This window comes from Bacillus sp. FSL M7-0558, from assembly GCF_038003245.1.
GTDB classification, from domain to species: domain Bacteria; phylum Bacillota; class Bacilli; order Bacillales; family Bacillaceae; genus Bacillus; species Bacillus pumilus.
The window spans coordinates 2,246,658-2,272,793 of record NZ_JBBOOU010000001.1; the positions used below are offsets into that span (position 1 = coordinate 2,246,658).

Annotated in this window: 31 protein-coding genes, 1 tRNA gene and 2 riboswitches; of the genes, 8 read left to right on the forward strand and 24 right to left on the reverse strand. The window is 41.0% G+C overall.

Annotated elements, in window-relative coordinates:
• Window positions 1-26: 26 nt before the first annotated feature.
• The 3 genes from gcvPB to gcvT are packed head-to-tail and all read right to left on the reverse strand — an operon-like array spanning window position 27 to window position 3,937.
• Complete coding sequence (gcvPB, locus tag MHB79_RS11270; protein WP_003216118.1) at window positions 27-1,484, reverse strand: aminomethyl-transferring glycine dehydrogenase subunit GcvPB; 1,458 nt, start codon at window positions 1,482-1,484, stop codon at window positions 27-29.
• Window positions 1,477-2,823, reverse strand: a complete 1,347-nt coding sequence (gcvPA, locus tag MHB79_RS11275; RefSeq protein WP_113387137.1) for an aminomethyl-transferring glycine dehydrogenase subunit GcvPA — start codon at window positions 2,821-2,823, stop codon at window positions 1,477-1,479. Before gcvPA ends, gcvPB begins: the two co-directional genes overlap by 8 nt.
• A 16-nt stretch (window positions 2,824-2,839) precedes the next feature.
• Window positions 2,840-3,937 (reverse strand): glycine cleavage system aminomethyltransferase GcvT, encoded by a 1,098-nt coding sequence (gcvT, locus tag MHB79_RS11280; protein ID WP_340989777.1) that lies wholly within the window; start codon window positions 3,935-3,937, stop codon window positions 2,840-2,842.
• A gap of 104 nt (window positions 3,938-4,041) precedes the next feature.
• Window positions 4,042-4,138, reverse strand: a riboswitch (glycine riboswitch).
• Window positions 4,139-4,141: 3 nt separating this feature from the next.
• Window positions 4,142-4,248: riboswitch (glycine riboswitch) on the reverse strand.
• Window positions 4,249-4,498: 250 nt separating this feature from the next.
• Here gcvT and MHB79_RS11285 point away from each other — a divergent pair.
• The 4 genes from MHB79_RS11285 to sinR all read left to right on the forward strand — a co-directional run bounded on the left by MHB79_RS11285 (window position 4,499) and on the right by sinR (window position 7,697).
• Entirely contained in the window at window positions 4,499-6,169 is a 1,671-nt protein-coding gene (locus MHB79_RS11285; protein WP_050943768.1) for a DEAD/DEAH box helicase, read from the forward strand.
• Window positions 6,170-6,183: 14 nt separating this feature from the next.
• The gene (locus MHB79_RS11290) at window positions 6,184-6,981 is read left to right on the forward strand and encodes a YqhG family protein (protein WP_050943767.1); all 798 of its coding nucleotides are present in this window, start codon (window positions 6,184-6,186) and stop codon (window positions 6,979-6,981) included.
• A 182-nt stretch (window positions 6,982-7,163) separates the two neighbouring features.
• On the forward strand, window positions 7,164-7,328 hold the full coding sequence (locus MHB79_RS11295) for an anti-repressor SinI family protein (RefSeq protein ID WP_003217357.1): 165 nt from the start codon (window positions 7,164-7,166) through the stop codon (window positions 7,326-7,328).
• A 33-nt stretch (window positions 7,329-7,361) separates the two neighbouring features.
• On the forward strand, window positions 7,362-7,697 hold the full coding sequence (sinR, locus tag MHB79_RS11300; RefSeq protein WP_012010555.1) for a transcriptional regulator SinR: 336 nt from the start codon (window positions 7,362-7,364) through the stop codon (window positions 7,695-7,697).
• Window positions 7,698-7,764: 67 nt separating this feature from the next.
• On the opposite strand, the gene tasA is transcribed toward sinR, so the two are convergent.
• The 3 genes from tasA to tapA are packed head-to-tail and all read right to left on the reverse strand — an operon-like array spanning window position 7,765 to window position 9,774.
• On the reverse strand, window positions 7,765-8,565 hold the full coding sequence (gene tasA / locus MHB79_RS11305; protein ID WP_003217403.1) for a biofilm matrix protein TasA: 801 nt from the start codon (window positions 8,563-8,565) through the stop codon (window positions 7,765-7,767).
• Window positions 8,566-8,622: 57 nt separating this feature from the next.
• The gene (gene sipW / locus MHB79_RS11310; RefSeq protein ID WP_003217306.1) at window positions 8,623-9,195 is read right to left on the reverse strand and encodes a signal peptidase I SipW; all 573 of its coding nucleotides are present in this window, start codon (window positions 9,193-9,195) and stop codon (window positions 8,623-8,625) included.
• 51 nt (window positions 9,196-9,246) lie between these two features.
• Window positions 9,247-9,774: an amyloid fiber anchoring/assembly protein TapA gene (gene tapA, locus MHB79_RS11315; protein ID WP_137054980.1), complete on the reverse strand. Its 528-nt coding sequence runs from the start codon at window positions 9,772-9,774 to the stop codon at window positions 9,247-9,249.
• A gap of 299 nt (window positions 9,775-10,073) precedes the next feature.
• Here tapA and MHB79_RS11320 point away from each other — a divergent pair, with 299 nt between their 5' ends.
• Window positions 10,074-10,352, forward strand: a complete 279-nt coding sequence (locus MHB79_RS11320) for a DUF3889 domain-containing protein (RefSeq protein ID WP_003217457.1) — start codon at window positions 10,074-10,076, stop codon at window positions 10,350-10,352.
• Between the two features lie 33 nt (window positions 10,353-10,385).
• Here the strand turns inward: MHB79_RS11320 and MHB79_RS11325 are convergent, their stop codons facing one another.
• The 9 genes from MHB79_RS11325 to MHB79_RS11365 form a co-directional block, all read right to left on the reverse strand.
• Entirely contained in the window at window positions 10,386-10,580 is a 195-nt protein-coding gene (locus MHB79_RS11325) for a YqzE family protein (RefSeq protein ID WP_034620826.1), read from the reverse strand.
• Between the two features lie 59 nt (window positions 10,581-10,639).
• On the reverse strand, window positions 10,640-11,023 hold the full coding sequence (locus MHB79_RS11330) for a competence type IV pilus minor pilin ComGG (protein WP_003217479.1): 384 nt from the start codon (window positions 11,021-11,023) through the stop codon (window positions 10,640-10,642).
• Entirely contained in the window at window positions 11,020-11,550 is a 531-nt protein-coding gene (comGF, locus tag MHB79_RS11335) for a competence type IV pilus minor pilin ComGF (protein WP_340989782.1), read from the reverse strand. The genes MHB79_RS11330 and comGF overlap by 4 nt, the downstream gene beginning before the upstream one ends.
• Window positions 11,459-11,776, reverse strand: a complete 318-nt coding sequence (gene comGE, locus MHB79_RS11340; protein WP_340989784.1) for a competence type IV pilus minor pilin ComGE — start codon at window positions 11,774-11,776, stop codon at window positions 11,459-11,461. Before comGE ends, comGF begins: the two co-directional genes overlap by 92 nt.
• On the reverse strand, window positions 11,760-12,206 hold the full coding sequence (comGD, locus tag MHB79_RS11345) for a competence type IV pilus minor pilin ComGD (RefSeq protein WP_340989786.1): 447 nt from the start codon (window positions 12,204-12,206) through the stop codon (window positions 11,760-11,762). Before comGD ends, comGE begins: the two co-directional genes overlap by 17 nt.
• Window positions 12,199-12,492 (reverse strand): competence type IV pilus major pilin ComGC, encoded by a 294-nt coding sequence (comGC, locus tag MHB79_RS11350; RefSeq protein ID WP_003217322.1) that lies wholly within the window; start codon window positions 12,490-12,492, stop codon window positions 12,199-12,201. Before comGC ends, comGD begins: the two co-directional genes overlap by 8 nt.
• A 16-nt stretch (window positions 12,493-12,508) precedes the next feature.
• On the reverse strand, window positions 12,509-13,549 hold the full coding sequence (gene comGB, locus MHB79_RS11355; protein ID WP_113387139.1) for a competence type IV pilus assembly protein ComGB: 1,041 nt from the start codon (window positions 13,547-13,549) through the stop codon (window positions 12,509-12,511).
• The gene (gene comGA, locus MHB79_RS11360; RefSeq protein ID WP_340989789.1) at window positions 13,530-14,600 is read right to left on the reverse strand and encodes a competence type IV pilus ATPase ComGA; all 1,071 of its coding nucleotides are present in this window, start codon (window positions 14,598-14,600) and stop codon (window positions 13,530-13,532) included. Before comGA ends, comGB begins: the two co-directional genes overlap by 20 nt.
• 177 nt (window positions 14,601-14,777) lie before the next feature.
• A complete protein-coding gene (locus MHB79_RS11365) occupies window positions 14,778-15,650 on the reverse strand; it encodes an STAS domain-containing protein (RefSeq protein ID WP_003217438.1) in 873 nt (290 codons plus the stop codon).
• A gap of 98 nt (window positions 15,651-15,748) precedes the next feature.
• Between MHB79_RS11365 and MHB79_RS11370 the strand changes: the two genes are divergently transcribed.
• Window positions 15,749-15,819, forward strand: a tRNA-Gln gene (locus MHB79_RS11370).
• Window positions 15,820-15,873: 54 nt separating this feature from the next.
• On the opposite strand, the gene MHB79_RS11375 is transcribed toward MHB79_RS11370, so the two are convergent.
• Window positions 15,874-16,254: a Spx/MgsR family RNA polymerase-binding regulatory protein gene (locus tag MHB79_RS11375; RefSeq protein ID WP_003217382.1), complete on the reverse strand. Its 381-nt coding sequence runs from the start codon at window positions 16,252-16,254 to the stop codon at window positions 15,874-15,876.
• 212 nt (window positions 16,255-16,466) lie between these two features.
• On the opposite strand from MHB79_RS11375, the gene MHB79_RS11380 reads away from it, so the two are divergent.
• Window positions 16,467-16,709 (forward strand): DUF2626 domain-containing protein, encoded by a 243-nt coding sequence (locus tag MHB79_RS11380; RefSeq protein WP_003217440.1) that lies wholly within the window; start codon window positions 16,467-16,469, stop codon window positions 16,707-16,709.
• 244 nt (window positions 16,710-16,953) lie between these two features.
• On the opposite strand, the gene MHB79_RS11385 is transcribed toward MHB79_RS11380, so the two are convergent.
• Window positions 16,954-17,592 (reverse strand): MBL fold metallo-hydrolase, encoded by a 639-nt coding sequence (locus MHB79_RS11385; RefSeq protein ID WP_003217463.1) that lies wholly within the window; start codon window positions 17,590-17,592, stop codon window positions 16,954-16,956.
• A gap of 157 nt (window positions 17,593-17,749) precedes the next feature.
• On the opposite strand from MHB79_RS11385, the gene MHB79_RS11390 reads away from it, so the two are divergent.
• Window positions 17,750-17,923 (forward strand): DUF2759 domain-containing protein, encoded by a 174-nt coding sequence (locus tag MHB79_RS11390; protein WP_135009244.1) that lies wholly within the window; start codon window positions 17,750-17,752, stop codon window positions 17,921-17,923.
• A 223-nt stretch (window positions 17,924-18,146) separates the two neighbouring features.
• On the opposite strand, the gene MHB79_RS11395 is transcribed toward MHB79_RS11390, so the two are convergent.
• The 7 genes from MHB79_RS11395 to MHB79_RS11425 form a co-directional block, all read right to left on the reverse strand.
• Window positions 18,147-18,461 (reverse strand): MTH1187 family thiamine-binding protein, encoded by a 315-nt coding sequence (locus MHB79_RS11395; RefSeq protein WP_003217504.1) that lies wholly within the window; start codon window positions 18,459-18,461, stop codon window positions 18,147-18,149.
• Window positions 18,462-18,539: 78 nt separating this feature from the next.
• Window positions 18,540-19,793 (reverse strand): MFS transporter, encoded by a 1,254-nt coding sequence (locus MHB79_RS11400; protein WP_321999340.1) that lies wholly within the window; start codon window positions 19,791-19,793, stop codon window positions 18,540-18,542.
• 155 nt (window positions 19,794-19,948) lie between these two features.
• Window positions 19,949-21,073 carry a M14 family metallopeptidase gene (locus MHB79_RS11405; RefSeq protein WP_253622430.1) on the reverse strand — a complete coding sequence of 375 codons (1,125 nt, stop codon included), beginning with the start codon at window positions 21,071-21,073 and terminating at the stop codon, window positions 19,949-19,951.
• An 86-nt stretch (window positions 21,074-21,159) separates the two neighbouring features.
• Window positions 21,160-23,079: an LTA synthase family protein gene (locus tag MHB79_RS11410; protein WP_212045907.1), complete on the reverse strand. Its 1,920-nt coding sequence runs from the start codon at window positions 23,077-23,079 to the stop codon at window positions 21,160-21,162.
• A gap of 213 nt (window positions 23,080-23,292) precedes the next feature.
• Window positions 23,293-24,246 carry an ROK family glucokinase gene (locus MHB79_RS11415; RefSeq protein WP_003217302.1) on the reverse strand — a complete coding sequence of 318 codons (954 nt, stop codon included), beginning with the start codon at window positions 24,244-24,246 and terminating at the stop codon, window positions 23,293-23,295.
• A gap of 13 nt (window positions 24,247-24,259) precedes the next feature.
• On the reverse strand, window positions 24,260-24,463 hold the full coding sequence (locus MHB79_RS11420) for a YqgQ family protein (protein WP_008342322.1): 204 nt from the start codon (window positions 24,461-24,463) through the stop codon (window positions 24,260-24,262).
• 70 nt (window positions 24,464-24,533) lie between these two features.
• Complete coding sequence (locus MHB79_RS11425) at window positions 24,534-26,072, reverse strand: rhomboid family protein (RefSeq protein ID WP_226803665.1); 1,539 nt, start codon at window positions 26,070-26,072, stop codon at window positions 24,534-24,536.
• Between the last annotated feature and the right edge of the window lie 64 nt (window positions 26,073-26,136).

Here is a 26,136-nt window from a genome sequence, read left to right on the forward strand (position 1 = left end):
GCATGATCCCCCTGAGTCTTTTTTCTTTATCTTTCAAAAACGAGAACTGGATTCCGGGCAGCCTTTGTTTCGTCCATTCGTTTGACGACCGTTGTATGCGGCGCTTCCTGCACGACTTCTGGATTCTCTTCCGCTTCTTTTGCAATCTGAATCATCGCTTCGATAAAGGCATCAAGTGTTTCTTTTGATTCTGTTTCAGTTGGTTCAATCATGATGCATTCCTCTACATTGAGCGGGAAGTAGATCGTTGGCGGATGATAGCCAAAATCAAGTAATCGCTTGGCAATATCCAGTGTGCGTACACCTAATTTTTTCTGACGTTTACCTGAAAGGACAAATTCATGCTTACAGTGACGGTCAAATGGCAAATCGAAATGAGTACTTAAGCGGCGCATCATATAGTTCGCATTTAACACGGCATTATCAGTGACAGCCTTTAAGCCGTCTGGGCCCATAGAGCGAATATACGCATATGCTCTGACGTTAATGCCGAAGTTACCATAGAACGGCTTCACTCGGCCAATTGATTCTGGTCGATCATCATCGAAGTAAAAGCGGCCTTCTTTCTTCACAAGCACCGGCTTTGGCAAGTACGGAATCAAATCCTTTTTTACGCCTACAGGACCTGAACCAGGGCCTCCGCCTCCATGTGGACCTGTAAAGGTTTTATGAAGATTTAAGTGAACGACATCAAATCCCATATCCCCCGGTCTTGCTCTGCTCAAAACGGCATTCAAGTTCGCTCCATCATAATAAAGCTTGCCACCAGCTCCGTGAACGACTTCAGCCATTTCTAAAATATTTTCTTCGAATAGGCCGAGTGTATTCGGATTCGTCAGCATTAAAGCCGCAGTTTCTTCATTGACAACACGGCGCAGGTCCTCTAAATCAACAAGCCCATTCTCATCAGATGCGACGGTAATGGTTTCAAACCCAGCCACTGTCGCAGATGCTGGGTTCGTTCCATGAGCAGAATCCGGCACAATGACTTTTGTTCGTTTATGATCTCCTCTTGCTTCATGGTACGCACGGATCATCATGAGTCCTGTCCATTCCCCGTGTGCTCCTGCCGCAGGCTGTAATGTCACAGCGTCCATCCCCGTAATTTCTTCAAGATGATCACCTAGATCATACAGCAATTCTAATGCTCCCTGCACAGTGTCTGCCTCTTGTAGTGGATGGACTTGCGCGAAGCCTGCAAGGCGTGCAACCTTTTCATTAATCTTTGGATTATATTTCATTGTACAAGAGCCAAGAGGATAAAATCCGGAATCGACCCCGTGATTACGTCTTGATAATGCTGTATAATGACGCATAATATCAAGCTCAGATACTTCAGGAAGCTCAGCATCATCATGACGGATATACGTGTCATCAAATAAAGCTGGGATTTCCTGTTCAGGTACATCTAAATCAGGCAGGCTATAACCAATTCTTCCTTCTTTGGATAATTCAAAAATAAGCGGCTGATCTTGTTTATTCATGGCGATCCCCCAATTCCTTCATGAACGTATCAATTTCTTCTTTTGTTCTTAGCTCTGTCACGGCGACAAGCATGTGATGTTGGAGCTCTGGGAAGTCTCTCCCTAAGTCATAGCCGCCGATGATTCCTTTTTCAAGCAATCGTTTATTGGCTTCTTTTACAGGTTCTTGTAATTTGATTACAAATTCATTGAAATGGGCCCCTTCTACATCAGCAAGCAGTCCATATGCTTTTGCCTGCGTCTTCGCATAGTGGGCTTTTTGTACGTTTTGATAGGCGATGTCTTTGATGCCTGTTTTTCCGAGTGCTGTCATGGCAACGGAAGCGGCTAATGCATTTAATGCCTGATTCGAACAAATATTAGACGTCGCTTTATCTCTTCGAATATGCTGCTCACGCGCTTGAAGGGTTAGTACAAACCCACGAACACCATTTTCGTCTTCTGTCTGCCCGACTAATCGACCTGGCACTTTTCGCATCAACTTTTTCGTCACAGCAAAATATCCGCAATGTGGCCCGCCAAACGCTGCTGGAATACCAAACGGCTGTGCATCACCAACGACAATGTCTGCTCCAAGTTTTCCTGGCGGCGTCAGTAACCCTAGTGCAAGTGGATTACTAGAGACAACGAACAGACTTTTCCCTTGATGGGCAATAGGTTCGATGTCTTTTAACGGTTCGACGACACCAAAAAAGTTTGGATATTGCACAAGAACTGCTGCTGTATCTTCGCAGACAGCCTTTTCTAATGCTGCTAGGTCCGTCTGCCCTTTTTTCGCAGGCACTTCAACAACTTCGATGTGCTGTCCTTTGGCATATGTTTTTAGCACGGCTCTTGCTTCAGGGTGAACCGTTTCAGAAACAACCACTTTTTTCTTTTTTGTATGCCCAGCAGCTAGCATTGCCGCTTCAGCTAATGCTGTCCCGCCATCATACATCGAGGAGTTAGCAAGATCCATACCCGTCAGCTCAGCAATCATTGTTTGAAATTCAAAAATGGCTTGTAGTTCACCTTGCGAAATCTCCGGCTGATAAGGTGTGTATGCTGTATAAAATTCAGAACGTGAGATGACATGATCCACAATGACAGGCTGGTAATGATCATATACACCGGCACCAAGAAACGATGCATAGGAGACCGTATCTTTATTCTTTGCAGCTAATCGGGATAATTCCCTTACAAGCTCTGTTTCAGATGCGGCTGCTTTAATGTTGTATGCTCCTTTAAATCTCACTTTTTCTGGGATATCTGAAAAAAGCTCATCAATCGACTGAACGCCGATGACATCCAGCATTTCTTTTTGATCTTGCTCGGTTTGCGGCAAATACCTATGCTTCATCCTCTATTCCCCCTCGTTATTTGGCTCTTTTATAAAATGGTGTTGCGACGATTTTCGCTTTTAGACGTTTTTTGCGAACTTGTACTTCTATCTCTGTTCCAAGCTGCGCCTGAGCAGATTCAATTAAAGCAAGCCCGACATTTTTCTTTAATGTTGGGGACTGTGTGCCCGTTGTGACTACCCCAATCTGCTTTTCTCCTGAAAAGACCGGGTAGTCTGTGCGCGGAATCCCTTTATCTATCATTTCAATGCCGACAAGCTTTCGCTTCGGCCCTTCTTCTTTTTGCTTCTTGAGCGCTTCTTTGCCAATAAAATTGGCTTCTTTATCCGTTTTGACAGCAAAGCCAATCCCGCCTTCTAATGGAGAGATATCCTTTGTTAGCTCCTGCCCATAAAGCGGAAGTCTTGCTTCAAATCTCAAGGTGTCACGTGCACCGAGCCCGCACGGTATTAATCCTTTTGGTGCGCCTGCTTTTAATAAAGCCGACCAAATGTGGACCGCATCTTCTGACTGGCAGTAGATTTCAAAGCCATCTTCTCCTGTGTAGCCAGTTCTTGAAACAAGCACCTCTTTTTGAGCAACCACAGCTTTTGATAAAAATGTAAACGGCTTGAGCGATGTCACTTCTTCATCCGCCACATCTTTCATGATGTCAGCGGCAAGAGGTCCTTGAAGGGCTAGCAAAGCGATTTGATCAGAGACATTTTGGATCAATACGTCGTTCTCACCTTGATGCTGAAGTAGCCATTCCACATCTTTTTCAATATTTGATGCATTAATGACAAGTAAATAATCGTTCTTTTCTTTTTGGTAGACGAGCAGATCATCCACTGTCCCGCCATCTTCATAGCACATGGCTGTATATAGTGCCTTGCCGTCTGTCAGCTTAGACACATCATTGGTTAATAACCTTTGTAAAAAAGGAAGGGCATCTGGACCTTTGATTTCCACCTCACCCATGTGAGACACATCAAAAAGCCCTGCCTTTGTTCGAACAGCTTCGTGCTCTTCTTTAATGGAAGAAAATTGGACAGGTAATTCCCAGCCCCCGAAGTCAATGGTTTTTGCGCCAAACGTTTCATACGCATGAAAAAGCGGTGTTCGTTTCAACATCAATCGTTTCCCCCTTTTTTCTTTCAGTGCAGATCACAAGCTGAATTTTCAGAAAAAAATCACAGCAAAAAAGGACAGAGCGCTCCCTTTTATCAAAAAGAAGTCTCTGTCCTTGCACCTGAAAGTTTACAGCACAACATCATTGTGCGTTTTCCCCTTTGGTGGTTTGCTAAAAAAACGATGAGCAAACACTCTCCAGAGTTGCGTCCGGTAAGAGTACTTTTGCCTGAGAGATTCACTGAAACGATTCAGCTTGCTCCTTCGGCGCCTGCCAGTGCTAAATACCGCCAAGTCTCTCCCCATACCATCATCCGCTCATATTCTTCACATTTATTGGACATACTATCAAAATGGGTGACTTATTTGCTAGATCACTTACCAACATCCTACCATTAGAAACGGATGAAGAGCAACAGAAAAATCATTAACATTTTTTAAATAACCATTCATTATCGTTCGCTTTTATTCAAATATCTAGTCTTTTCAAGACCTCTTAAAAAATGAAGCGTTTAAATACAGAACAATTTTATCCTCAACCTACTAGAAAGGCAGGCGACCACATTGAATATTCAAACGATTTTTGATCAAGAATGGGCAAGTGAATTTCAGCAGCGGCTTGCAGCAGACGGCCCCTGGGCGAACTGGGAAATGTACCGTTTAGCGACGCAGGTCCAAAAAGTCACAGCCATTGATTCATTTGAAGGACTGCAAGCTCCTGCCCATCTGCCTGCATTCACGCCTTTAAAACATCAGCTTGAAGTAGCCAGAAGAGTCGTAGAAGAGATGAACGGAAAAGCCATTTTAGCAGATGAAGTGGGACTTGGAAAAACCGTAGAAGCAGGACTTATTATCAAAGAATACATGATTCGTGGACTTGCCAAAAAAATTCTCATACTCGTCCCCGCCTCTCTCGTATCTCAATGGGTACAGGAGCTGCGGACGAAATTTTATATTGATGCTGTCGAACAAAAAAAGAGCTATGTGTGGGAGCAGTGTGACGTCGTGGTTTCCTCCATTGATACAGCCAAAAGGCAGCCGCATCGAGACACTATTTTATCCATTGCCTACGATATGGTCATTATTGATGAAGCACACAAACTGAAAAACAATAAAACGAAAAACTATGAATTTGTGAGAAATCTAAATAAGAAATTCTGCTTGCTGCTGACAGCGACGCCTATCCAAAACCGTATTGGAGAAATATTTAATCTTGTCTCCCTTCTGAAGCCAGGTCACCTAGGGAATGAACATCAGTTTAAAGATGTCTTTGCCAAAAAGGATTTACAGCTAGAAGACCATGATCGTTTAAAACAGCTTGTGAATAAAGTGATGATTCGTAACCGAAGGCAAGACACGGGCATCGAGTGGACAAAACGGCATGTCAAAACGATTTCCATTGATTTCTCTCCGACGGAACAAGCATTATATGATGAAATCTGCAAGCTGAAAGAGAACCCGTCCTATACTAAACATATGTTTTCCATCATGACCTTGGAACGAGAATGCTGTTCAAGTCGCGAGGCGGTCTATATGACAATTAAAAAAATGCAGGAAGATGAAAAACATATCCTTGGATCCTCTGCTATAGCGCAAATTATGGAGAAAATCAATCAAGTGCAGCAAAACACAAAGGCGCTTGAAGTCGTTAGGCTTATTCAACAGTTAAATGAAAAAGTCATTATTTTCACCGAATACCGCGCGACACAAATTTATTTACAATGGTTTCTTCAGCAAAATGGCATCAGCTCCGTTCCTTTTCGGGGCGGCTTTAAGCGGGGCAAAAAGGATTGGATGAAAGATTTATTTAGAGAACGGGCGCAAGTGTTAATTGCTACAGAAGCCGGCGGCGAAGGAATCAACCTTCAGTTTTGTAACCAAATCATCAACTACGATCTTCCGTGGAACCCGATGCGTTTAGAACAGCGGATTGGACGAATCCACCGCCTTGGACAAGAGCGAGATGTCCACATTTACAATATGGCAACTAACGGTACCGTTGAGGAACACATCTTAAAGCTTTTATATGAAAAAATTCAGCTGTTTGAAAACGTCATTGGCGATCTAGATGATATTTTAACGCGAATCGATATCAAAGATGCCGAATCAGAACTGCATCAGATTCTCTTTCAGCACGAATCAGACGGTGACATGAAAAAGAAATTAACTCAGTTTGCTTCCTATTTAACAGAAGCAAAAACACCGCTTTTAGAAAAAAGACAGCAAGGCTCATAAAGGAGAGTTGATCAATGAAGCAGCGTGACATACATACCTTTCTTCTCCGTTTCTTTCAGGCAAATCAATGCGACATACTAGAAGAAAGTGCTGGACATATGACCGTACAACTAACCATCGATATGGATAAATTGATTATGAACCGCCCTTTTTATTGGCACTGGCTTGAAAAAACTGGTGGTGTTCCGGAGCCGCGGCAATTGACCCTCATCACCGATCAAAAAAAAGTGGATGATACCATTGAGGGTGAATTTATCCACTTCGGCTCCCCTCGTTTATTTCAAATTTTTGAAGCCATCAAGCAGCAGAGCCGATTTATCCGTCTCTATGAACGAGTCACCCCGCTCATGGCCAGCCAGATCGCACTCGAGCCCTGGCTTGGTCTCAATGTGAAAATTTCTTATCTGGCAGATCGAAAGAAGGATAAGCTTTTATCACTAGGACTTCATCTAATACGCGGAGAAGTCGTTGAACAATTTCAAGAAAAGCTGGAAACCCGTGAGCTGTCATCTCAAATTCCCGATTACTGCTTTACGATGAGTACAATGATCAAGCCAGAAAGCGGCGTCAAACGGCTCTACAGTTTAATGGAGCATTACGCCCATGAGGAACCAGATGATTGGGCGGTAAGAGCTGTTCAAAAATGGAAAGAAGACACTGAACTTTTAAACCAATTTTATGAAGGGACTTCAGACACGTCTGTAGAATATGAAATAGAAAGACAAGCACTCAAAACTTTATACGAACCAAAAATCAGTCTAACGATTGAAAATGGCGGACTTTTTTACTTACAGCAAAAAAGAGGAGGTTGACCTATAGGTCCCCTCCCTTTCATGTGACGTACAATTTTCGATCAGCCAAAAGCAACGTTTGTCTGTTTGTATTGGGCGGAAAAATGACGCAAGCAAACTATGAGGTCTTACCACCTGTGTCTTTCCATTTCATGCGTTAAGTGCCTGAAATACATGATTCAGTATTTTAGGAGGGTATTTGTATGGAAAAGAAAACGAACATATTAGACAGTGAATGGGTTCAATTATTACTTGAAGCTCGTAAAGCAGGGCTAACAGTAGAAGAAGTCCGTCAATTCCTCAAATCAAGTGAAAAGTCCTCTGAGTCTCACCCTCTGGTAAGAAGTCATTCTATCAAACCTTTCTGAATGTGCTATAATATCGAAAGGAAGGTGATGACATTGATTGGCCAGCGTATTAAACAATACCGCAATGAAAAAGGCTACTCACTATCAGAACTGGCCGAAAAGGCTGGGGTAGCGAAGTCTTATTTAAGCTCAATAGAAAGAAACTTGCAAACAAACCCCTCCATTCAATTTCTTGAAAAAGTCTCCGCTGTTCTGGACGTCTCGGTTCATACACTGTTACACGAAAAAGATGAAACCGAATACGATGGTCAATTAGATAGTGAATGGGAAAAACTAGTTCGAGATGCAATGACATCAGGGGTTTCGAAAAAGCAATTTCGTGAATTTTTAGATTATCAAATCTGGAGAAAAAAGCAAGAAGAGGAGTAAAGCGCACATTTTAGCGCATACTCCTCCAATTGCTATGCAGAACTTGATATCAGTCTAAAGACTGACTTTATTTTTTATCTTCGCTGTGTGCTTTTTCGTTTTCTTTCACGTAGCCTTTTTCATCCGTATGCTTTTTGGGATTGATCGTTAAACCATTCCACTGAGTCGCTTCGAAGGAAAGATCAATTTGAATCGCATCGCCTTGGTATTTATTTTGGATATAGTGACCAGCTTTATCCTTCGTCTGGTCATTGACAAATTCAATGATCATTTCCATTTTATCGTAATCAAACGGGTTCTTTGGTATGCCGTCATACTCTGGAGCCACTGTTCCATCAACAGTTGCTACATTAATCTTCCCACTTTCATGTAAAAACTTCTCATCGACGGCATGACGAAGCTTTTCAAATGCAGTCTGATCCTGTTTTGCCGTTAGTTCATGCAAGTCAAGCAGGTTTGCAGCATCTAAGATAATATTTTTCGGATAACCATTTCCACCTTCGGCTCCAACCGTCAGAACACTCACCTGAAACTGACTGAGAAATTCTTCAGCTGTATTCTTACCGCCATTTTTCGAGGAAGCTCCATCTTGAAACTGGCTGTAATCAAGACTCATCAGCACTTGATTGATCGCAAGTGATCCTTTATTTTCAAAATTAAATTCTTTCTTGATGCGATCACCAGGTTTTAAGTTTGAAAGGTTGATGGCGCCGGAGTTCTCTTTTGCAGATAAATCCAGCTCTCCTGTCGAGTAGACCGCATTTGCCGTTTCTACATCGTTAAACGCCGCCCATGTCCCCCCACCAATTAATGCCAGGCCTAAAGCCCCTGATAATACACCTAAACGAATTGATCTTTTCTTTGCCATGAATGAACCCCCTAATAAATTGTTTTATTGAAACCTAATTAGGTTACAAACGAAAATTTAAGCTTGTTCCTCTGACATCTGTAAATCGGCCGTGTGTCTTCGGTGTTTTGCAGCGCCTACAAAATGAAGAGTCGAATAAACGAGCAGCATCACACCTGGTATAATGAGCAGCAACGCGGTTCCAGCCGAAGTCCCTGCATACGAAAGAAGCTTTCCTGCATATGGAATGGTCACACCCGTATACTGCGCAGCCACCTGATCCGCTTTTACTAGCGTGCCGTCCTGATACATATTGTGGTCACCTTTCGTCTCAAAGGCTTTATTTGCTCCCTTTCCTTTCACCCCAACAATTCGGTGGGTCACATAAGACTGGTCCTGCTTCGTTTGAAATGTGATAATATCCCCTTTTTTAAGTGCCTCCGGTGAAGTCACTTCTTTTACGACAATGAGTGAGCCAGTCGAAAATTCTGGTTCCATTGAGCCAGATAATACTTGCTTGAATTGATAACCGAAAATTTGAGGATCTCCCCCTGTAGTTCTTGATGACAATACGACAATAATACATGCAATCATCACCGTGAACACCACCACATAAAGAATACTTCCAGACATTTTCATCCATTTTTTCATGACCTCTTCTCCCCTTCGCCTATCATTGTTTCATTTAGAAGACAGCTCCATTTAGGATGCCTTTTCTTGACACTTTGCGAGCTGCATATGTTTAGACCATATAAATGCTTCTCCAGATCCTTCAAAACCTTTAGGGTAATAGATTTTAAACACATAGATTCCATTCGTTTTTGCTTTATCTGTCGTGACAGTCGTTGTTTGTTGAGAAAGAAGGGACTGTATAGAGCCTTTTTCAAGAATATGACCATCTTGTAACGGCTTTTGCTCACTTTTCACTTTATGTAATTCCCATTTCCATTCAGAGTGTGCAATAGGTTGTCCACTATTTTTTAGTGTCATGCTCAAGCTTTGAGGCGCGCAGACTGTTCCTTTGATCATCGTTTGATCAATGAGCTCCAAATGACTTCTATCCCATTTGGAAGGCTGACAATGCTGGTCCGTCTGTTCAAAATTTTCGCATGTTTTCATGACAAAATTTGAGTGCTCAATATCGTTAAAAGAAGCGTTCGTTGTTGAGATCAAGAGTGACGTGAAAATCAAACAAATGGCACAAAAAAGTACAAAGAACGACTGTTTCATTCATTCTCCAACTCCTTGAACGATTGTTCTTTAATAAGAACGATTACATACAGTATAAGGAAATACCTATAAAACCCAAAACGTCAAATTAGTCCATTTTGTTCTTAAACAAGAATGATTACGAGAAAATTCTTCCATTTTCTCATTCTTTCGCCGTATTCAATATTTTTTTGTGTGACATTTGTACTTCTTAAAAATTTACATAAAAGTGCAGCATTTGGTCAGAATAATAGCAGGTGAGGTGATGTGAAGTGAAATATGGAAAGATGATAATCATGCTCAGTTTACTGTTGATTCCTATGATACAAGACGCCAATCCTGCGGATGCGAGAGGTTTCACTGCCGCCGCAGATCAATGGGAAACGCGAGCAGTCAAAGAAGCAAAGAAACGATATCCGCTAACGCAAGTCTTATTCAAACAAAAAGTATGGGACCGTCATCGTGAGAAGGAATCTGTGAAACAGTATCATATTACGTTAAAAGACCACACCAAAGAATTTGGGGTATTTGTCACTATTTCTTATAACCCTTACTCAAACAAGGTCAATAAAGTGATTGTTGTGGAAGAATACAGCTAATGGGGCATAAAAAAACCGCCTGCTGGCGGCTTTTTACTTTTGTCGATGTCGCTTACGTTTTTTTAGCATCATTGAAAACCCAAACGGCAGAACCCCAAATAAACGCTGTGAAAATGGCGGTTTCGTTTCCATTCTCTCTTGTTTATGTTCTTTCCGTTCGTCACGTGGTGTATTCATATATTTAATGATTTCCTGTGTCATATATTTTACATAGTCATTTGTTTTCAAGCACATTCACCTCTTCTTTCTTCAAGTGTTACCAGGAAGAGGATCATTTTATACACTGGCTATTCACGGTTTGCCCATTTCATGATTTCACGGGTCTTCCAATTCAGCACGAGTTCCCGTTCATCTGATAAACCATCTTTTGTTTTCACCCTGACTAACATGTGGATACGCTTTTTCTTTTGATCGCATGTTATCTTCTTTAATGTCACGCGGCCTTCTTCAGTGTGAATATGAGTTTGCTGCTGTTCACACAAACGATGGAATGTACGGGCAGCTTCACTCGCACCCACCCTGAAAAGCTGTTGTTTTTTATAAAACGAAATCGTCAGCTCTGCACTTCTCAGCTCTTTTTGAAACCCTATCGTCATCGCCCCTAGGATCAAGAGAAAAAATAGAATTGCAGCCAGTACATGCGGATAGATAAATCCTCCTTCCCTTTTCACGATGTAGGAACCACCCCTTTATATATGAAAAAAACAGCTTCATACACCTTACCAGACTCATCTATGACTTTAAGGATAGCTCTATGCTGATTTGTTCTCACGCGAAATTCTTTCACCTTTTGCAATAAAGGGAGATGGCCTGCTTGATCCATTCGCTTCCGAAGCATCTCTTGATATGGCTCAATCGTTACGACTCGCCCTTGATCAGATACATACTCTAACGCTTTACCTCCTTGCACCGATCGAACAGCCGTTGCTCGGCTTAATTCCTCATCTAATTGCAGAACAGTCTGTTTCCACTCCATTTGCGAAAATCGGTTAATCTCTTCAAAAGGACGGGCTTTCTCAGCTGTAGAAAAGATCAGTACACAGCCAAAAGAAAGGAACAAAAATAGCTGCAATTGCCATAAAGCCTGGACAAAGGTAAAACCTTGTTCACCGTTCAGCAACCTGATGAAAGCATATGGTCTGCTTTTTTTGTATGTTGTATGATACACATCCCTTCTCTTTACTCCAATTGAATACATATGTGATGTCGCCTCGCTTCTTTTTGACAGAAGATTTTGTACCCTCTATGAACGATTCATTCATCTGTTCATGCAAAATTTGATAAGCCTCAAGTTTGGCTCTTACTTCATTTTTCCCTATTATGATTTTTTCATAGGCCGGCATAAGCACAAGGGCTGCAAATAGGAAGATATGACAAGCAAACAGCGCTTCTATCGTACTAAACCCACTATTGCTTTTGAACATGGATTCGCCCGCTTCCTAAATAGATCGTGAGCTTATACGTTTGACTGCCAAATTGAATGATGAGAGACCCGCCGCTGCTTGGATGTCCGTTTACATTAAAATAGATACCTTGTGGAAATGTAGAAGCCTGAATGCTTCCCTTTTGTTGCTGAAAAGAAGCAATGACTTCGCCATCCTTTTGATCGATTACTTGATACGATACTTGTGGCGGATGGAATTCAACATATACACGTGTTTTTTTGACAAATGCAGTATTAGCAGCCAATTGAAAATCTTGTTTCATGATGTTCACTTGTTTTTTGGCTTCAGCGTCTTCTATTAAATTTGGGATTTTTACTCCTATGATCGACAATAGAATCGATAGAACCAGTAAGATCATTAGCTGTTCTATGAGGGTAAAACCCTTTTCATGAAAAATTAATTTATTCATGCTTCACATGGCCGTTTTGAATGACAATCGCTTTTCCATTAGGACACGTTAATCCCTTTTTAACATAGCCTTCTTTTTCTAATTCAGCTAAAGATGGTGTCTTGCCATCGTGCTCTAATTCATATGCCATCACCTGAGTGCTCACCATTGATTTAAGCCCTTCACAGCCCTTTGCTTGAATCGTTTGGTGGTGACGAGTAATATTCGGAATGGTAATAAGTAAAAGAATCGAAATCACAAGCATGACAATTAACATTTCTAACAGAGTAAATCCTTTATCATTCATGTCTTTGCCCTCCTCCTTACACTTGCTCCATCAGTTGATACATTGGTAAAAGAATAGATAAATACACAATGAGTATAAGAATTGCCGTCAGTCCATAGATAACCGGCTGCAGCCACGACATCCATTTTTCAATTTTCAGCTCTGCATTCTCTAATAGAAATTGACTGTACGTGTACATTTCTCTTGCAAGCATCCCGCTCGCTTCACCATGCTCGATGACGGCTGCAAAACGTTTTTCAAAAAAAGGAGACAGGCTCACTTGATGTGCCATTCTCTCTCCTTTTCTTAACTCTTTAATCATCTGTTCTGATATTTCTTGAAGAAAGGGTAAGTAGCTTTGCTGCTTAAAAGCTAGCAAGCTCTCGTACATCGATAATCCAGCCTGAAGCAGTCCGCTTAACTGTAGAGAGAAAAGATACGTATGCATCAGCCGCATTCCTTTATATAAAAAAGGAAACCTGCTGATCACCCTCAGCTTCTCAAGGGTAGATTTTTTCCTAAAAAAGAAAGCATAGTATCCAGTCAGACAGATACACACACAGCCGATGAGGAGGAGAGATACATGCAGCAATTGAAAGAGTCCAAACATACCTTGAATCAGCCATGACATTCGGGTATCCATCGAGGAGTACAAGAGAGAAAATTGAGGAATGATCATTTGCTGAACGAGTATGAGCACGATCAAAACTGTAAAGATGAGGAAAATCGGGTAACGTAATATGCGTTTAAACGTATCTACCTGTTTAATTTTTTTCTCTAAAAACCGTGCGCTTTGTTCAAGTGCTTTTGCTAGACTTCCATGCTTTTCGGAGAAGCTTAAAATAGCGATGACTTCCCGCTGAAAATGGAGTCTTTCTAGCACCACATAAAAAGGCTCCCCTTCGAGCAGCCACTGAATGCCCGGTGCTAATTGTTGCTGCTGCTTGTTCGACAACTGGATATTCAACATCGTTAATGCCTCAATCAGTGTATATCCAGCCTGAATCAATTGAGCAAGTTTTGATAGACATTCCGCTTGATCCTTTTTAGACCATGCTTTAGAGGCTTGCTTCTTCATAAACCCAGCGATGATAGGTGTTTTTCGATAAATAGCCTAGTGCCACTCCTTTACGAATTAATCTTTGCAATGTTTCATATGACGAGTGAGCATATTCTCCTTTAGCCTCCTTGATACACTCACCAAGCTCCTTTCCGAACAGCAGTTCAAATACATTTGTTCGTCTGACCGGTCGATTTAATTTACAGTAAAGCTGGCATGTTTCTCCGCAAAAAGGACAGGTGAGCTCGATTAATCGCTGCGCAGCAATCGCCACCATCGTTTGTTCGAGTTCATTCATCGTGACACCAAATTCAAGCATACGATAAAGGGCTCCTTTTGCATTTTTCGCATGGAGTGTACTCATCACTAAATGGCCTGTCAGTGCTGCTCTAATTGCCGTTCGAGCCGTTTCAGCATCTCTTATTTCTCCTAGCACAATCATATCTGGATCATGTCTTAAAATAGCGCGTAATCCTGCCGCATATGTGATACCGGCTTTTTCATTTACTTGAACCTGCAGCACATCTTCATTTCTCGTTTCCACAGGATCTTCAAGTGTAATAATATTTCTGTTGAAATTCTTTTTTGCAAACTGGATCAATGAATAAAGGGTTGTTGTTTTCCCTGAATTGGTTGGACCGGTAAATAAAATGAGCCCATGCGAATGATTCAAAAATGATAATAACCTGGTGGATGCTTTCGGAAATAGTGACAGATGTTTTATTTTTGGAACATGATCCTGCGGCAATATTCTAATCACTAAGCTCTCATCATTTACAGTTGGTAGGGTAGACATCCGAATAAACACCTGACCCCTTCTTAGCATCACAGCTAATGACCCATTTTGCGGTCTCCGTTTTTCTCCGATATCCATGGATGATAAAAATTTAAAATGAGCAATGAGCCGCTCGCCGCTTTTTTTATCAATGGTTCGCTGCTGAATTAAATCTGAGTCTACGCGGAAAGATACCGACGCTTTCTTTTCCTTTGGAACAATGTGCACATCAGATGCTCTCATGCGGCATGCTTCTTCTAGCAGCTCTTGTCCCAAGTATTCAATCCCATACAAATGGTCCACTCCCTTCTCTGACCATATTGTAAGTCAGAGGAACCAGTATGACAAAAGAGCAATTTATCATTTTAATGCCTAATCAATCGAAAAAATCATCAGCTTGCGATGGAAAACGTGGTTTTTTAAAAAAGTGCATATAAAAAAACCTGACTTTTACAAGTACAGGTTTTTTAGTCATGTGGCTTCTTGCGGCTGTTCTTCAAAAATACGAAATCCTCTTTTTTCCAAGGCTTTTGCAAGGCTATGTTCTGTATTTACTTTTGAGAAATCAATGCCGAGTTTCACAACGGTTTGAGCAATTTCTGGGCGGATGCCTGAAATAATCGTCTCAATGCCTAGAAGCTTCGCACTATCCACCACTTTAAACAGCTGATAAGCAACCATCGTATCAACGATCGGTACGCCTGATATATCAATAAACAAATGCGTTAGACGCAGTCTTGAAGCCTGTTCTAGCACGGATTCCAAAATAATTTTGGCCCGGTACGTATCAATCTCTCCGATGAGCGGCAAAATTCCGATTTCCTTTGAAACTGGAATAACAGGAGCACTCAGTTCCTGAATCATCTCTCTTTGTGCATTTAGCTGACTCAGTGTCACGCGGTCGTATTCTTCTGATAAACGCTCGATCATATCATCAAACGTGGAATGAAAATGCTGATTCCACCCGCATACATCTTGGAGCGTCACTTCAAGCTCAGTTTCTAGTATGAATTTCTCGATTCTCGAACAGAAAATCTGACGAAATATCTTAAATTGTCCAATGATTTCATATAAAGGCACTTCGTGAACGGCTCGATCACGTGCGATATCAACAGACCACTTTTTCAAATGATTTTCTACTTTGTCTGACAGCGTCACAAGCGTTGCTGCAATGGTTTGAATAAACGCTGTGTTCTGTTCCTTCAACTTCATTTCCGTTTCCTCTGAAGCATGTTTGGAATATAATGAGCCTTCTTCTGTTCTTGTTTTCAGCCATTCTTCGGTCATGACAGGGGCTTCTTTTAGGATAAATTCATATAATTGCTTCGATTTTTCATTTTTCATTTACTTCTTCCGCTCCTTTTTCACTTAAAACTCGTGACATACAACTTTTATGTATAAATGACCGCAGATGGTGAACAATATCATTACACGTTTGATATTGGGCTATAGCCAAGTGGTAAGGCAATGGACTTTGACTCCGTGATCGTTGGTTCGAACCCAGCTAGCCCAGTTCAGCACAAAAACGAAGACGGCTGAAGCATGTTTCAGCTGATCTTCGTTTTTATTAGGAAACTGATTGATGTATCGCTTTCTTTTTTGATAATTTCATGAGTTCGCCTGGATTATAGCCTACTACTAATTTATTTCCATCAATGATAATTGGTCTTCGGAGCAGTTTTGGTTTTTCAATGAGAAGCTGAAGAACCTCGTTTACTTTTAAATCATTAATATTTAAATTTAAGCTTTTAAAAGCCTGACTTCGTGTGGCTAAAATTTCATCCATTCCTTCTGTTGTTAAGGAAAGGATCTTTTTTAATTCTTCTAGTGTTGGCGTTTCTCTGAAAAGGTGACGCTCTTTAAAATCAATTTGATTCGCCTTTAACCAATGTTTTGTTTTGCGGCAAGACGTGCAGCTCGGGTATGAATAAAAAGTAATGTCACTCATTAGTCTTCCTCCTTAGGTCGTTAACCTTTTCTCTTATGGAGTAAGTACCCTCATGTATTTCAGCATAAACACGTTTTGATCACTTTTTCAAAAAAATTTTTCTACTCGTAAAATAAATGTTCACACGTTGTCAAAAATGTAAATGTTTACATAACAAGTGGTGATCAGCTATAATATGAATCAAAGGGGTTTTTTTAAGGGGAGGGAAAGAAATGAATCGCATGTTCCGCGTGCTTGGCTTTTGGACGGGTATTTTTGCTGTCATGTTCTATTTAGGGCATATGAAAGATGCATCGTTGCTGTTCTTCGGTCAAACCGTTCTTTTTGTATTTTTATCCTACTTGAATTTATCCGAAAGAATGTATATTTACATTTTCGGAGCGTACTTGACGATTTTCTTTGCCGGATTTACATATTATTCGATTTTCATCATGGTTCCCGGTACCGGACATTAATTGAAAAAAGCATTTCTATAAAAAGAGATGCTTCAGATTGTTGACAAAGGGCTAAAATGATTTTATTTTAGCCCTTTGTCTTCTTTTCAGCGTGATAGAAAACCTTTGAAGTCTAGGAAGGACGAGCATCGGAGCGGAGCGAATTTGACATTCGTGAGCACCGGAGCGCAGACCTGACAACGAATGCGAGGGTTTGTCTACACGCTGAGCATCTCTATAAAAAGAGATGCTTTTTTTCATACGTTTAAAGAGAAAAGCCATTGATAAATGGATTTTGTTCCTGCTCCGTGAGTACAGTGGTTTCTCCGCCATGTCCACTTAAAACAAGAGTTGATTCTGGTAAAGACAATAATTTGTTATGAATTGATTGAAGCAGCACTTCTTGACTGCCCCCTACTAAATCTGTTCTCCCGATGCCGCCTTCAAATAGCGTGTCACCAGAAATCACAAATCCTTCTTCCGCCGAATAGTAAGACACACTGCCTGGTGAATGCCCAGGAGTGTGGAACATCTCTAATGTAAACGATCCAATTTGAAGAGTTCCTTCTGACGTAATTAATTTTTCAGCTTCTTTGACCGTAATTCCATTTCCAATCAATCGAGCTGAACCGTTTAATTCAGCGTTCGTGAGCCATTCTTTTTCATTCTCGTGTACATAGAGTGGCACTCCCCACTCTGCGCGCACTTCATCTGCGGCACCGATATGATCAAAATGAGCATGTGTCAATAAGACCGCAAGCGGTGTGAGCTGTTTTTCTTTTACATAGGAAATTAGCTTTTGTGCTTCACCGCCTGGATCAAAGATTAAACATTCTCCGTGCTCATTTTTCCAAATATACGCATTCGCTTGTACATAGCCTAGTGGCATTCTTCTCCAATTCATTTTCATCACCTACTTTATTCATTCTTTTTTATTATGAAGGCTACACAATAAAAATTCAAACAATCGTCAACTGGAATCTACTCGACAAGCTTTATGAAAACGGTTAAAATGAAAAGAAAGGAAATCAAGGGGATTGATGACAAAGGGGGACTTTCACATGATGCTCGTCATTATTTTTGGTCTAGTCACGATTTTAGCTGCACTCGGGATCTATCGCTCACTTAAAAAAATGAACGTACTTGCCATCGCTTTTGCTGGCGCGACATTTTTGGTTTTTGGCTGGTTTACTGTCATGACCATCATCTATAGCGGTTATCCAACTGCACATTAAAAAGCCTGCATATGGCAGGCTTTTAGATTATTGACAAAGGGCTAAAATGATCTTGATTTTAGCCCTTTGTCTTCTTTTCAGCTTGATAGAAAACCTTTGCAGCCTAGGAAGGACGAGTACCGGAGCGGAGCGAATTTGATATTCGTGAGCACCGGCACGCAGGACTGACACCGAATGCGAGGGTTTGTCTACACGCTGAAAGCCTGCATTTAGCAGGCTTTTTTTATTGATTCAAGTGCTTATTCACGCTTTCTATTTTACTTGTAAGTGTTGTGGTTTGATCCCGCCTGTCATCAATGCGGATATTGGTCGCTACACGGTGCAGTCCCTTTTCAAAAGGTGCTTCATGAATGTGCTGAATGACTTCAAATAAAACGGATAATTCACCTTCAATTAATGTATTCATTGGTGTTAGTTGATAATTAATTTTCCCTTCTTTTTGAAAGCCTTCTAAAATTCTTTGTACATCTGCTACATAAGCACTGACACTTGGTGTTTCCGTGCCTATTGGAATGATAGTGACATCTGCTATGGCCATGTTTATTGCCCCTTTCCACTCAAATCCTCATGTTTTCTCGTCCTCATTGTAACCTATTCGCAATCCATCATGCCATGCTCACGTTGCATTTAAAGAAGGTTTGTCCCGTTCTATCGTCAAATCCGCCCTCTCTACCTTCCCAATTTTTGTGAATATCAGCAGGCATATCCCTGATACAGCTTCAATGATGCCTCCAGCCGCAATGACATATCCGGAACCAAATAATGTCGCCATATAGCCGCCAATGAGAGCGCCTAACGGGATCATGAAGAAGGAGATCATATTGATAATTGCATACACTTGCGGCTGATCCTCTGCTTTTACTGACAATTGAATCATTGTATGTTCAGGCACGTTGACTGCACTGATGGCGGCACCTAATGCAAAAGCTGATATAAACACAAGTGGTAAAAATGCGTTCATACCTGTGATGAAAAACGAGATTCCATCAACAATCCCGGCACCTATAAACAGCAGCCCATACCGGTTCACTTTTACCTTTGTCAAAACAAACCCCATCAAGAATGCACCTAGTGCCGTTGTGACTTTAATAAATGAATAGATCACGGGTCCACTATGTAAATCCTCTGTTAAATAAATAACAGACAATGCTTCCCATGGTGCGGCAGCAAAGTTTGAGCAGACACAAAAAATCGCCAATGGGAACAAAATATGATGCCTTCTCACAAGTGAAAATCCCCGAATCAATCTTTTGCCGTATGATACCCCTTTTTTGGCTTTATCAATGATGATTTCTGTTTCATATGTAATGATTAATACAAGTAAAGCGGACAAGAGATAAAGAGGAATAATCACAAGCATTGTATATCCTACCCCTACAAACGCAATCATGACACCACAAACCGTGACCGTCACAAGCCTGACTACATGACTTGCTGATTGAATAGTTGCATTCGCTTTTTGTATTAGGTCCTCATGGACAAGCTTTGGAATAATTGATACAGACGCCGGTTCGTAGGAGCCACCAGTTGCCGAATGAAGCAGCATACACCCAATAACAAGTGCTAATGGCGTGAAACCATAAAAGTAACTGACCACAATCACAAGAATTATCGCTCCTCTTGTTAAATCAGCAAAACACATCCAAAATTTCAATTGATGCGGCTTCATCATTGGGGTAATTAGCGGCCCAACAATGGCTTGCGGAACAAAGCTGACCGCAATAAAAAAGGCTGTTCCAATTGCCCCTTTTCCGCCTAGTACTAAAAGCCACAAGATGGTGTTGAAAGATAAACTATCAGCTGTTATTTTGCACATTTTAGACATAAATAAGTAAGTGAAATTCCTTTTCCACAGGCTTTGAGCACTCAATGATCGACATCTCCCTAAAACATATCCTTTTTTTTACATCCATACCTTTCACAATAGCTCACAATTCGGCCTTCGTCAATTGCCCTAACATTATTTTTATTGACAATAAGAAATTGCTTCATGTTCAAATGTAAAAAGCACCTGACAGGTGCTTTTTAACACTTACATGCTTCCCATAACAACCGCTTTGTTTTCTCATAGATCGTGTCAAATTGATTCATGGAAAGAGGATTTTTTCCTAGGCCAAGCTCGACTGTATACCCCTCATTGTGACATTGATAAATAAACCAATCGCGATAGCCTGCATAGCTGTCAAGATATTGAATCGGTTTATAGCCGCTTACTTGTTCGAATCGTTTGACCGTTTCTTTTGAGATGGCTGGTTCATGACCAAGAAACCCCCAGTATATCTCTTCTCCTTGTGTATGGAGAGCAACAAGCCTGTCAAAGCGTTTTCGTAACGCTAGATTTGCCATCGCTTTCGCTTCTGGTTCTGTTAGCGGCTGATACCCAGGAAAACCTCGATTGGACGGAGCCTTAGTCTCATGACGGTAGTATTCGATCTCCCAATAAGCAGGAAATTGATTGTTCAAATCCACCCCTCGTATATTTGCTTTCCACTCCTGATAGTCAGCATATCCATCATGTAGCGGTGTAAATTCTTCACTGCTCAGACCAAGTGACTCTGGTCCATTTCGTACGAGGTCCACACCATCTGGATTCACCAATGGTACGATAGAGAGAGCTGTGGTTCGCAGAATATGAACGGCTTCATGATGCCTTGCTTGCACCGGGTCAGATGCAGCCAAACACAGCGATTTCAGCCATTTTATTAAAACAGACGTCGTGATCCATTCATTTGCATGAAAAGAGGCATTCAAATGAATAGAATGTAAATGCTGAACAGGCTCTGTTCGGATTTCATAAATAGGTGTATCAAGCACTGAATGACCTATGATGCTCATTTGAAGAAAAGGAAATGCGGCTTTCAAGTAGCTCAGCTCTTCTTCTAATTGAGCACTATCATATTCAAAGGTTCCATTGATCCAATCATCGGATTGCTGCAGCCTGTAAGGCGCAATAAATTTCTGCAGCTCACCTATGGAAGAAAATGAATGGATGCCTTCCGGAAGTCGGTATCCCGGTAAAAGGAGGTACTCATTGCTGATTTGATTGGATAAATGGAAAGCTGCATTCCCTATCCCTAACTGCTTTGCTACATGATCCTTTTCCTCTCCATCTAGGTGCCATTCAATTTTCCCAAACGACGTTGTCTTCATTTACATCCCTCCTCTCATACTATATGAGCCGGCAGACCAAAAAAGAAAACCTCTGCATGTAAAAATAACAGAGGTTTTCTCGTATGTTAGGACGCCTTTTTTAGCTGAGTTTCATCTTCTTTTTTGGATGGAGAATGGTCCGGGCTATTCCGGTCATAAAATCTAAGGAGATCCCCATAGATGATTTGATCAGAGAATTGGAGCTCTTGCTTTGCTTTCTCTTCATAAGACTGACACACAGTCTCATCATCTCTTGGCTCACCCGTTTTTTTATTGTAGCAAACACCATCTGTGAAAACACTGTCCTTCGTAATAAAACTGCCATCACGAAGCACGGTAAAATTATTCGTATCTTTCGATAAAAGATCATGGCCAAATTGAATTTGTTTACTTGTATCAATTCCTAATAGATTGAGTACAGTTGGGCGGAGATCGACCTGACCACCTACCGTATCAATTTCTTTTGGATGTTGGTCTGTGATCCCTGGAATGTGTACAACAAACGGGACTTTTTGAAGCTGTACTTCTTCAAATGGCGTAATCTCTTTATTTAAAAATTGCCCCATGGCTTCGTTATGGTTTTCAGAAATTCCGTAATGATCCCCATACAAAACAAAAATGGAGTTATCGTATAACCCAGCTTCCTTCATCTTCTTAAAGAAAAGCTTAAGTGCTTCATCTTGATAACGCACTGTAGGGAAATATTTGTTTAGCGTTTTGCTCTTAGAATCATATTCATCAATGAGCTTATCTTCTTCATCTAGATCAAACGGAAAGTGATTCGTTAATGTAATCAATCTCGTATAGAAAGGCTGCGGGATCGATTTCATCAATTCCGCTGACTGTTCGAAGAATGGACCATCTTTCAGCCCCCAGCCAACTGAATTTTCTTCATTTACATCAAATGATTTAATATCAAAAAACTTATCGTAGCCAAAGCTATCGTAGATCAGGTCACGGTTCCAGAAACTTTTGTTATTCGCATGAATGACAGAAGAATGGTACCCCTCATCCTTTAACAGCTCAGGTGTGGCTGTAAACTCATTGCTTGGATTTGTGAAGAACACAGCCCCTCTTCCAAGTGGATAGAGAGAGTTATCAACAATAAACTCTGAGTCAGATGTTTTCCCTTGACCTGTTTGATGATAGAAATTAGTAAAGTTGTAGCTTTTCTTGATTAATTTGTTTAAAAACGGGGTGATTTCTTTCCCGTTTAGTTTTTCATTGATCACGAAACTTTGTGTAGATTCAAGTGAGACAAGAATGACATTTCGTCCTTTTGCTTGACCAAACGTCTTTTCATTACGGTCGGTTTGATTTGCACTTATATAGTTTTCAATTTCTGTTAAGCTATTGCTGTCAGCAAGGGCTCGTTGAGCAGACTGCTTCGATTGCAGCACTCCATCATAAATATGGAAATTATATAAGCTGATATTTTTTACCAGCATCTCACGGTCAAATGAGCGAGTGAGCAGTTCTGGTCTCTCTGTTTCAGCCAAACCAAGGTTAAAGAAGAAAGTCGCTGCCACAAATAAATAATAGGCTGCTCGTTCTTTTCGTGAAATGGTGACATCCGTTCTAAAGGAAGGCTGCTTTTTATAGAGCCACATTAAAATGATAATATCAACGAACATTAGAAAATCGACTGGTTCAATTAAAGAGGTAATACTTGACCCGAGGTCACCCATATTGTTTGTTTGAAATAGGACGGGGATGGTTAAAAAGTCACTATAGAATCGGTAAAACACAATGTTAGCTAACAAAATAAATGTCAGAATAAAGCTCGTCACGATGATATATCGATTGCGATTTTTTTCTTTCATAAATAAACCGATTCCGAAGATAAACAAGATAAAGCTAAGCGGATTAATAAACAGGATGAACTCCTGCATGAAATTTTCTATTTTAATATTGAAGCTAGATTTATAGATAACATAGGTTTTGACCCACATGAGCAATGTCGCAATCAGTAAAAATGAAATCGCCTTTAATCTTTTCTTTCGCATTGTAACCTCCTTATGCTAAGCGAGCACTCAAGCTAGGGATACACCCTAATTATTGGTGCTTCTTCAAAAATAACTAAACTATATCTTATCCTGTATGTGCTGGAAAATCAATGTCTTTTTCCTCATGACAAACTTATGAATATGCTAAACATTTCATTTCATGCCCATCTATCGCTTTTTTTAATAAAAATGACATCATGATGACTTTTTTGTTTAAGACAACCATTTGTTTTTTGCCATCCATGCACCGCCGATGACTCCTGCATCGTTTCCGAGAGAGGCAATCACGACTTCGACATCATCAGCGCAAGGCGGAAATGCGTGATGCTTAACAACGCGCTCTACTTTACTGCGAAGGAGCTCACCTGCTTTTGAAACACCGCCGCCAATCACGATTTTTGTTGGGTTTAACGCACTGGCAAGATTCGCTAACACAAGCCCAAGATGAGTCGTCACTTCTTCTACGACACGCATGGCAAGATCATCTCCACTTTCAGCGGCCTTAAACACTTCCTTTGCAGTCAGTGAAGTGAGCGTGCCAAGTGAAGATGTATGCTGCTCTGTTACTAATTTATCCTTTGCAAGCCGGACGATGCCAGTCGCAGATGCAATGGTTTCAATACAGCCTGTTCTCCCGCAATTACAAGGTGCTCCTTGGAATGGAACGGCACAAATATGGCCAATTTCTCCGCCAGCCCCTGTCTCACCTTGAACAACTTCACCATTTACAATAATGCCGCCGCCAACACCTGTGCCAAGTGTGACCATCAGGATGTTTTTTGCGCCATCGCCTGCACCCTTCCACATTTCACCGAGTGCAGCAATATTCGCATCATTTTCGATGACAGATGGAAGTCCGGTCTCTGCCTCTAGGTGATCTTTGAGTGGATAGTTTGTCCAGCCGAGATTCGTTGTTTTATAGACAATCCCAGATACTTTATCTACAGGCCCAGGTGCACCCATTCCAATCCCAATCAGCGCTGATTTGGGCATACTGATTTCGACTAGTTTGTGGTCAATTGATTTGGCAATATCGACTGTGATCGTCTGCCCTGATTTATCCGTAGGAATCTCCCACTTATGCTGAATTTCACCATATAGATTAATGAACGCAAGCTTAATTGTCGTACCGCCAAGATCAACTCCTACAAACCAATCCCCGATCATATGCCCTCCACCTTCACATTGTTTTTCGATTTAATTTGGCTAGTTCCATTTGAAGAATCGTCATTGCGTTTGACCATTCTGTCCGGTCAATAATGCCCGATGTATACATTTCCTTCAGTTCATCTGCCATAAATTCTAATTCCACTTCACGATCTCCGAAATACACATAATTTCCAAATCTCATGAGCAGCTGCTGTACATCATATAACGTTTTCATTGTTTCCACCATTTCTTCTCATCAACAGATAGAATAAGCGTATTCATAAATGCGCTTTCAGTCAAGTCATTCAATGTGTTTGCGTGTTTTCAATATATTGTTTCAGCTTTAAAAATTGATCATTTTTTGGATCTTGGTCTAACCCTTTTTCTATTAGATCCTCTGCTTTCGCTGTCTCTCCTTTTTCTACGTACAACAACGATAAATGATACAGTTTATTTGGATCATCTGGATTTTTTTTAAGCGACTTTTGTAAAAATCCAATCGCTTTGTCAAGGTGTCCGAGCTGGGCTTCCGATAGTGCATATATATGTAGAGCCTCAGCTGATGCATCCTTTTGATGTACATATTCCTCTAGACGTTTACTTGCTTCGTTATAGTTCTTGTCATCAAATAAACTTGCTGCCTCACTTACTGCTGCCGCTTCCTTTTGATCGTCTGAATGAAACCCTGTATACAATCCAAAACCACCAATCAACAGTAGAACAATACTAGCAAGAAACATTTTGACAGGCTTCACTTGTTTAGGAAGCCGGACAGCTAAAGCCGCTAAAAAACCGCCAACCAGACCGCCAAGGTGCCCTGCGTTATCAATACCTGATACGGTAAAGCCGATCCCTAAATTGATGAGGATGATCACAATAATATTTGTCCCCATCGTCCGGAAGAAGAGCTTGCGGTTAGAAATTGCCAAATATAATAGTGCACCTAAGCATCCAAAGATCGCGCCTGATGCACCGGCTGCGATGGCCGTATTAAAGACAAAGCTCGCTATGGAACCAAAAATGCCGGAAATGAAATAGATGAGCAAAAATCTCCATGAGCCATAAATTTTCTCAACAGCCGCTCCGACAGACCAAAGAGCAAATGTATTAAAGAGTAAGTGTGTCAAGCCAATATGCAAAAACATTGGTGTAATCAGACGCCACCATTCTCCATCTAAGATCAGCCCATTATTTTTAGCACCAAACGCTGTCAAAGTTGCCGTATTGGTACTTCCGCCAAATAGTTCAAGTAAAAGAAACATCACCACTTGAACAGCGATGAACAGGTAGGTGAAAATCGGTCTGCCATTTTGAAAAACGGCCCGTTCTCGTTCACGCTGCTTTTCCTGATCATCAAATGCTTGAAGTACGCTCACTTTAAGCTGGATGACATCTTCAGCTGTGTCTCTTTTTGCCTCTTCTACATCCACTGTCAGCGATGTATTGAGCCATTTTTGCAGCTCATTTACGTCGTGTTGAAGAGTGTCTGCATTCAGTAATACAGGTGTAACCGTCACCTTTTGCTTTTTTTGCGGTTGACCGTTTAGGTCCTCCCAATCATCTACAGGGTCGTCAGCTGTAAATTGGAGCTGTAAGAGATGCAGAGAACGTTTACGCATGGCCTCTCTCAGCTGATCCATCCGATACGTCTGTTCTTCGATATCTCGAACGATCTCCTGTTTAAAATTCACATCTTTTCTATATAGACGGATGAGATCATACCCTGAGTTTCGTGGTGCTTCAAAAAATATTTCATCTTCTGGAAACGGACTTTGAATCATCTCGTACCCTTTTTGTCTTAATTCATCAACAACTCGCCAAAATAAACTATCTATGACATTCATTCATTCGCGCTCCATTTTTTACATTATTATAACAAGAATCGTTCTGATCCGCATTTCTGAACAA

Bases quoted from the DNA above. Each gene is read 5' to 3' on its own strand.
- comGC (WP_003217322.1), bottom strand. From the start codon at position 12,492: ATGAATGATAAAGGATTTACTCTGTTAGAAATGTTAATTGTCATGCTT.
- MHB79_RS11295 (WP_003217357.1), top strand. From the start codon at position 7,164: ATGGAAAAGAAAACGAACATATTAGACAGTGAATGGGTTCAATTATTA.
- MHB79_RS11410 (WP_212045907.1), bottom strand. From the start codon at position 23,079: ATGCGAAAGAAAAGATTAAAGGCGATTTCATTTTTACTGATTGCGACA.
- MHB79_RS11380 (WP_003217440.1), top strand. From the start codon at position 16,467: ATGAATCGCATGTTCCGCGTGCTTGGCTTTTGGACGGGTATTTTTGCT.
- sipW (WP_003217306.1), bottom strand. From the start codon at position 9,195: ATGAAAAAATGGATGAAAATGTCTGGAAGTATTCTTTATGTGGTGGTG.
- tasA (WP_003217403.1), bottom strand. From the start codon at position 8,565: ATGGCAAAGAAAAGATCAATTCGTTTAGGTGTATTATCAGGGGCTTTA.
- MHB79_RS11375 (WP_003217382.1), bottom strand. From the start codon at position 16,254: ATGAGTGACATTACTTTTTATTCATACCCGAGCTGCACGTCTTGCCGC.
- MHB79_RS11415 (WP_003217302.1), bottom strand. From the start codon at position 24,246: ATGATCGGGGATTGGTTTGTAGGAGTTGATCTTGGCGGTACGACAATT.
- MHB79_RS11420 (WP_008342322.1), bottom strand. From the start codon at position 24,463: ATGAAAACGTTATATGATGTACAGCAGCTGCTCATGAGATTTGGAAAT.
- comGE (WP_340989784.1), bottom strand. From the start codon at position 11,776: ATGTTCAAAAGCAATAGTGGGTTTAGTACGATAGAAGCGCTGTTTGCT.
- gcvPB (WP_003216118.1), bottom strand. From the start codon at position 1,484: ATGAATAAACAAGATCAGCCGCTTATTTTTGAATTATCCAAAGAAGGA.
- MHB79_RS11425 (WP_226803665.1), bottom strand. From the start codon at position 26,072: ATGAATGTCATAGATAGTTTATTTTGGCGAGTTGTTGATGAATTAAGA.
- comGD (WP_340989786.1), bottom strand. From the start codon at position 12,206: ATGAATAAATTAATTTTTCATGAAAAGGGTTTTACCCTCATAGAACAG.
- comGB (WP_113387139.1), bottom strand. From the start codon at position 13,549: ATGAAGAAGCAAGCCTCTAAAGCATGGTCTAAAAAGGATCAAGCGGAA.
- MHB79_RS11395 (WP_003217504.1), bottom strand. From the start codon at position 18,461: ATGGCCATAGCAGATGTCACTATCATTCCAATAGGCACGGAAACACCA.
- MHB79_RS11320 (WP_003217457.1), top strand. From the start codon at position 10,074: ATGATACAAGACGCCAATCCTGCGGATGCGAGAGGTTTCACTGCCGCC.
- MHB79_RS11390 (WP_135009244.1), top strand. From the start codon at position 17,750: ATGATGCTCGTCATTATTTTTGGTCTAGTCACGATTTTAGCTGCACTC.
- MHB79_RS11290 (WP_050943767.1), top strand. From the start codon at position 6,184: ATGAAGCAGCGTGACATACATACCTTTCTTCTCCGTTTCTTTCAGGCA.
- gcvT (WP_340989777.1), bottom strand. From the start codon at position 3,937: ATGTTGAAACGAACACCGCTTTTTCATGCGTATGAAACGTTTGGCGCA.
- MHB79_RS11405 (WP_253622430.1), bottom strand. From the start codon at position 21,073: ATGAAGACAACGTCGTTTGGGAAAATTGAATGGCACCTAGATGGAGAG.
- tapA (WP_137054980.1), bottom strand. From the start codon at position 9,774: ATGAAACAGTCGTTCTTTGTACTTTTTTGTGCCATTTGTTTGATTTTC.
- gcvPA (WP_113387137.1), bottom strand. From the start codon at position 2,823: ATGAAGCATAGGTATTTGCCGCAAACCGAGCAAGATCAAAAAGAAATG.
- MHB79_RS11365 (WP_003217438.1), bottom strand. From the start codon at position 15,650: ATGAAAAATGAAAAATCGAAGCAATTATATGAATTTATCCTAAAAGAA.
- MHB79_RS11385 (WP_003217463.1), bottom strand. From the start codon at position 17,592: ATGAATTGGAGAAGAATGCCACTAGGCTATGTACAAGCGAATGCGTAT.
- comGF (WP_340989782.1), bottom strand. From the start codon at position 11,550: ATGTATTCAATTGGAGTAAAGAGAAGGGATGTGTATCATACAACATAC.